Origin of the sequence: Campylobacter concisus (genome assembly GCF_902460595.1) — a bacterium.
Classification (GTDB): Bacteria; Campylobacterota; Campylobacteria; order Campylobacterales; family Campylobacteraceae; genus Campylobacter_A; species Campylobacter_A concisus_BL.
Genome location: NZ_CABPVA010000004.1, coordinates 57,003 through 62,564, shown reverse-complemented (window position 1 = coordinate 62,564; position 5,562 = coordinate 57,003). Strand labels below are relative to the sequence as shown.

At 42.8% G+C, this 5,562-nt stretch carries 5 protein-coding genes; all 5 read left to right on the top strand.

All coding sequences use genetic code 11. The features are described 5' to 3' along the window. The first annotated feature begins 218 nt into the window (after window positions 1-218). Complete coding sequence (locus tag F3G86_RS07420) at window positions 219-950, top strand: phosphatidate cytidylyltransferase (protein ID WP_103599263.1); 732 nt, start codon at window positions 219-221, stop codon at window positions 948-950. Further along, the gene (gene dxr / locus F3G86_RS07415) at window positions 932-2,041 is read left to right on the top strand and encodes a 1-deoxy-D-xylulose-5-phosphate reductoisomerase (RefSeq protein ID WP_149723490.1); all 1,110 of its coding nucleotides are present in this window, start codon (window positions 932-934) and stop codon (window positions 2,039-2,041) included. Before F3G86_RS07420 ends, dxr begins: the two co-directional genes overlap by 19 nt. After that, window positions 2,028-3,263 (top strand): uracil-xanthine permease family protein, encoded by a 1,236-nt coding sequence (locus F3G86_RS07410; protein ID WP_103568594.1) that lies wholly within the window; start codon window positions 2,028-2,030, stop codon window positions 3,261-3,263. Before dxr ends, F3G86_RS07410 begins: the two co-directional genes overlap by 14 nt. Further along, the gene (locus F3G86_RS07405) at window positions 3,263-4,561 is read left to right on the top strand and encodes a M99 family carboxypeptidase catalytic domain-containing protein (protein ID WP_149723489.1); all 1,299 of its coding nucleotides are present in this window, start codon (window positions 3,263-3,265) and stop codon (window positions 4,559-4,561) included. The genes F3G86_RS07410 and F3G86_RS07405 overlap by 1 nt, the downstream gene beginning before the upstream one ends. Next, on the top strand, window positions 4,558-5,562 hold a 1,005-nt coding region (gene tsaD / locus F3G86_RS07400), incomplete at its 3' end, for a tRNA (adenosine(37)-N6)-threonylcarbamoyltransferase complex transferase subunit TsaD (protein ID WP_149723619.1). The genes F3G86_RS07405 and tsaD, both read left to right, overlap by 4 nt.

Genomic DNA, 5,562 nt, shown 5'->3' with positions numbered 1-5,562 from the left:
CTTCGCCTATATCTTAGCTCAAATTTTAGAGCCGAAATTACTTGTTCATAAAATTTTAAAATTTAATAAACCACATGAAAATATAAAGCTCTATCAAATATCCTTCCATGCTCGTATCAAATTTTCAAACACATTTTAAACCAAATTTCACTCTTATAAACGCCGTCTAAATTTATAGTGTTATAATTACAGCAAAATAACGATTTTAAGGAGAGTGTATGTCTTCACGCATTATCACTGGCGTTTTGATGTTTGTTGCTATTTTGGTAGTTTTTTTTATAGATAATTATATTTTAAATTTTATTTTGCTTGGCGCTGTGCTTTACTTTGCCTTTAATGAGTCGCTCAAGCTTTATGGCATCGATCACAAACAGCTAGTTTATGCAGCGCTCGCATTTTACGTGCTTACATATTTTACAAATCCGATCTTCATCGCGATCCTTGCGATCATGCTAGTGGCATCTATCCTTGCGCACATAAAAAGCGAAAATTTAAAGCTAGTTGCCCCTTTTGTCTATCCGACAACTCCTATCTTTATGATGTGGATGCTCTACTCGGAGTATGGCATGGGCTATCTTGCGTGGCTTATCTTAAGCGTCGTTGCAAGCGATAGTGGCGCATTTTTCGTTGGTAAGATGTTTGGCAAGCATCCATTTAGCCCAAGCTCACCAAACAAGACTATCGAGGGCGCAGTTGGTGGCGTGGTAGTAGGCACCATAGTTGGTTGCGTAGTTGGAAATTTCGTAACAGATGGTTTTTTTCAAATTCTATTTTCAAGCTTTTTAGTCTGTGTCTTTGCGGTCTGGGGAGACCTCTTTGAGAGCTATCTAAAGAGACTTTGTGGCGTCAAAGACAGTGGCTCGCTATTTCCAGGACACGGCGGTATGCTTGATAGGATAGATGGCTATTTATTTGGCGTTGTCGCCCTACTTTGGTCGCTATCGTGGTAATACTTGGCTCAACTGGCTCGATCGGCAAAAATACTCTAGCGCTCTGCGAGAAATTTGACATTAGCGTCGAGGCACTAAGCTGCGCTAAAAACGTAGCTTTACTAAATGAGCAAATTTTAAAATTTAAGCCAAAATTTGTCTGCGTGGGCGACGAAAAGCTAGTTAAAAATGTAAAAAATATTGAGGCCAAAAAGATCTTTTTTGGAGAGGCTGGACTGCTAGAAATGCTTGAAATTTCAAGCTCAAAAAAGGTGATAAATGCCCTTGTGGGCTTTGCTGGCCTAGCCCCTAGTCTAAAGACGCAAGCGCTTGGCAAAAAACTAGCACTTGCAAATAAAGAGAGCCTTGTAGTTGGCGGTAAATTTTTAAAAACAAGAGAAATTTTGCCCATTGATAGCGAGCATTTTGGGCTTAAATTTCTACTAGAAAACAAAACTACCCCAAGCAAGCTCATCATCACGGCAAGCGGTGGGGCATTTTATAAAAAGCCGATCAAATTTCTAAAAGATGCCACGCCGTCTGACGCGCTTAAACACCCAAACTGGGATATGGGTGCAAAGATCACCATTGATAGCGCGACGATGACAAACAAGCTTTTTGAGGTGATGGAGGCCTACTGGCTTTACGGTATCAAAGATATCGAGGCCGTGATAGAGCCAACCTCAGCCATCCACGCCGTAGTCGAGTTTATCGATGGCTCAAGCACGATGCACCTCTCACGCCCTGATATGAAGCTAGCTATCGCGCATGCTATGCTTGAAAAAGTGAGCGAAAACATCGTCTCACACGCAAATTTACTTGATCTAAAAAATATCAAATTTCACAAGATCAGCCCTAAAAAATATCCAGTATTTTCACTAAAAGACGAAGTCTTAGCTAGTCCTGATCTAGGTGTCGTCATAAACGCTGCAAATGAGGTTGGGGTATTTAGCTTTTTAGAGAAAAAGTGCTCATTTTTGGATATATCAAGGCTTATTTTAGGCTCAGTAAAGAAATTTAAAGGTCTGAAAATTTCAAGCATAGATGAAATTTATGAAGTTGATAAAGAGGTTAGAGAATACGCAAAAAGGATGCTAAATGCAAAGGTATGAGGGGTATAAATTTGATCTTAGACAAAGCTTGATCGGTGTGCAGTTTCTGTTTGTCGCCTTTGGTGCGCTCGTGCTCGTGCCTATCCTTACGGGGCTTGATGCAAACGTCGCGCTCTTTACAGCAGGTCTTGGCACACTGCTTTTTCAGCTAATAACTAGAAAAAACGTCCCGCCGATATTTCTAGCAAGCTCGTTTGCCTTCATCGCTCCGCTTCAGTACGGCATCGAAAAATGGGGCATACCAGTGACGATGGGCGGCGTTATATTTGCTGGATTTTTCTATGTCGCGCTAAGTCTTGTTGTTCGCTTTGGCGGAGAGAAAATTTTGCATAAAATTTTGCCTCCAGTCGTCGTTGGTCCTGTCATCATGACCATAGGTCTGATACTAGCTCCTAATGCCGTTAAGATGGCTACTTCAGCTACCGAAACCTACACTCAAAACGTAGCGATGATAGTTGCAGCCACATCGCTTATCGCCACTATCGTTGTCATGATGCTAGGACGGGGGATGTTTAGGCTCATACCGATCCTGCTTGGCATCATCGCTGGCTACATCGTGGCTTACTGCTTTGGCATGGTTGATTTTAGCGCCATCGCAAGCGCCCCTTGGTTTAGAGTGCCAAGCTTTAGCGCACCAAAATTTGAACTTGAAGCGATCATCTACATGATACCTATCGCCATCGCCCCAGCGATCGAGCACATCGGCGATATGCTCGCTATCTCAAACGTCACAAAAGAGGATTTTTTGAAAAATCCAGGGCTAAAAAATACACTTTTAGGCGACGGTCTAGCCACTTCGCTTGCTGCTGCCTTTGGTGGTCCGCCAAACACCACCTACTCAGAGGTCACAGGCGCGGTTAGCCTTACAAAAGCGTATAATCCAGCGATCATGACCTTTGCAGCGATCACTGCTATCGTGCTAGCCTTTGTTGGCAAGCTTGGTGCGGTGCTCTCAACCATCCCGGCCCCAGTCATCGGCGGCATCATGCTGCTACTTTTTGGCATCATCGCAAGTGTTGGCATGGAGACACTTATAAAAAACAGAGTCGATCTTGCTGATCCTAGAAATATGATAATCGTAGCCCTCATCTTCATCTTTGCCATCGGCGGCATGGTGCTTGACCTTGGAGCGGTTAAATTTTCAGGTATCGGACTTGGCGCGGTTACTGGTATAGTTTTAAATTTGCTTTTGCCAAAGACAAAGCATTACGAAGGATATTAATGCGTAAATTTAGACTTTTTCTAGCAGCTCTAGCGGCTGCAAGCCTTGCAAATGCAAGCGCACTGGACTATGCACTTATCAAAAAAGGTGAGCCAAGTAGCAATACTATGCTCTTAATCGGTGGCATACAAGGCGACGAGCCAGGTGGCTTTTTGGCGGCTTCTATCGTGGCGACTGACTACAACATCACAAAAGGCTCGCTTTGGGTCGTGCCAAATTTAAATTTCCCAAGTATCATCGAGCGAAGTCGCGGCACAAAGGGCGATATGAATAGAAAATTCGCCCACGTCGAAAAGGACGATCCAGACTACAACTCAGTGATGAAGATAAAAGACGTCATCACCGACAAAAACGTCACGCTCATCTTAAATTTACACGATGGTAGCGGATATTACAGAGATAAATTTATAAGCAAGGATGAAAATCCAGACAAATGGGGTAACACCTGCATCATCGATCAAAGCACGCTACCAGGCTCAAAGTATCCAGAGCTTGAAAACATCGCATCAAGCGTAAAAGACGTGCTAAATAAGCACCTCATAGATCCAAAACATCAGTATCACATCAAAAATACGCACACAGCGATGGGCGATAAAGAGATGCTAAAAAGCCTCACCTACTACGCTATCACGCAAAACAAGTCAGCCTTTGCAAACGAAGCTAGCAAAAATTTAAACGCCGAGCAAAGGACATATTATCACCTAGTAGCGATCGAAGAGTATATGAAAAAGGCTGGTATTAGCTTTACTAGGCCATTTGCGCTTGATGTCAAAAGCGTGAAAAAGGCGATCGAAAAAGAGATAAGACTAGAACTGTTTGACAGCTACGCTCTTAGCCTTAAAAATTTAAAACCAGTGATAAGCTTCGTGCCATTTAAAAAGGGCGAGCTAAACTACCACTCGCCAAATCCGCTAATCGCCGTCATAAAAGATAAAGAGACTTACAAAGTGCAGTATGGCAACCGCTCTGTCACAAGGCTAAAGCCGCAATACTTTGAGTTTGCAAAGCCGCTTGATAAAATTTCTCTTTTGAGCGATGGCAACGAGCAGGTGCTAAAAAGTGGCGATAAATTTAGCGTGAAAAAGAGCTTTAAAGTAAAATCGCTCAAAAACGTGCGCGTAAATGTTATAGGATATGGCACAAAAAGCGTTGATGAGAGCGAGCAGGACATCGATAAAAATAGCCTAAACAAGAGCTACAGCATAGATAAAGACGGCAAAATTTACCGAGTCGAGTTTTACAAAAGCGAAAATGGCAAAGAGAAATTTGCTGGCATGATACTAGCGGAGTTTAGATGATACTTGGCATAGAAAGCAGCTGCGATGACAGCTCTGTTGCGCTCATAGATGAACGCACGCTAGAGCAAATTTATTATAAAAAGATCTCGCAAGAAGAGGAGCACGCTATATTTGGTGGCGTGGTCCCAGAGCTTGCAGCGAGGCTTCACACAAAGGCACTGCCAGCACTTTTAAATGATATCTTGCCAAATTTAAAAGATATTAAAGCGATCGCCGTGACAAACGAGCCAGGGCTAAGCGTGAGCCTGATAGGTGGCGTCAGCATGGCAAAAGCGCTAAGTATCGCCCTAAATATCCCACTAATTGCTGTAAATCATCTTGTTGGACACATATATTCTCTATTTTTAGATCGTGAAGCCAAATTTCCGCTAGGCGTGCTGCTAGTAAGTGGCGGACACACGATGATACTAGAGATTAGCGAAAATGACGAGATATTAGAGCTTGCAAGCACTGGCGATGATAGCTTTGGCGAGAGCTTTGACAAGGTGGCAAAGATGCTTGATCTTGGCTATCCAGGAGGCGCTGTGGTGCAGCAAAATGCCCTTTTGTGTGAGGATAAAGAGAGGTTTAAATTTACCGTCCCGCTTCTTCACGATAAACGCCTTGAGTACAGCTTTTCAGGGCTTAAAAACCAAGTCAGAGTTGAAATTTCAAAGCTTGCAACTATCACACAAAAAGATATCTCAGATATTTGCTACGCCTTTGAAAACACAGCCTGCGAGCACATCTTAAATAAGCTTGAAAAGGTCTTCAAGCTAAGAAATTTCAAGCGCTTTGGCGTGGTTGGCGGAGCAAGTGCAAATTTAAATTTACGCAAAAGGCTTGAAACTCTTTGCCAAAAAAATGGGTGCGAGCTTTTGCTAGCTCCACTTGAGTTTTGCTCCGATAATGCGCTAATGATAGCAAGAGCTGGACGTGAGAAATACTTAAAAAAAGAGTTTATCTCACATGATAAGCTAACTATAAATCCAAGGGTTAGCTTTAAGAAGTTTGAGCTAGAT

What these genes read in the sequence shown, in the direction of transcription:
- F3G86_RS07420 (WP_103599263.1), top strand. Translation starts at nt 219, where the DNA reads ATGTCTTCACGCATTATCACTGGCGTTTTGATGTTTGTTGCTATTTTG.
- F3G86_RS07410 (WP_103568594.1), top strand. Translation starts at nt 2,028, where the DNA reads ATGCAAAGGTATGAGGGGTATAAATTTGATCTTAGACAAAGCTTGATC.
- F3G86_RS07405 (WP_149723489.1), top strand. Translation starts at nt 3,263, where the DNA reads ATGCGTAAATTTAGACTTTTTCTAGCAGCTCTAGCGGCTGCAAGCCTT.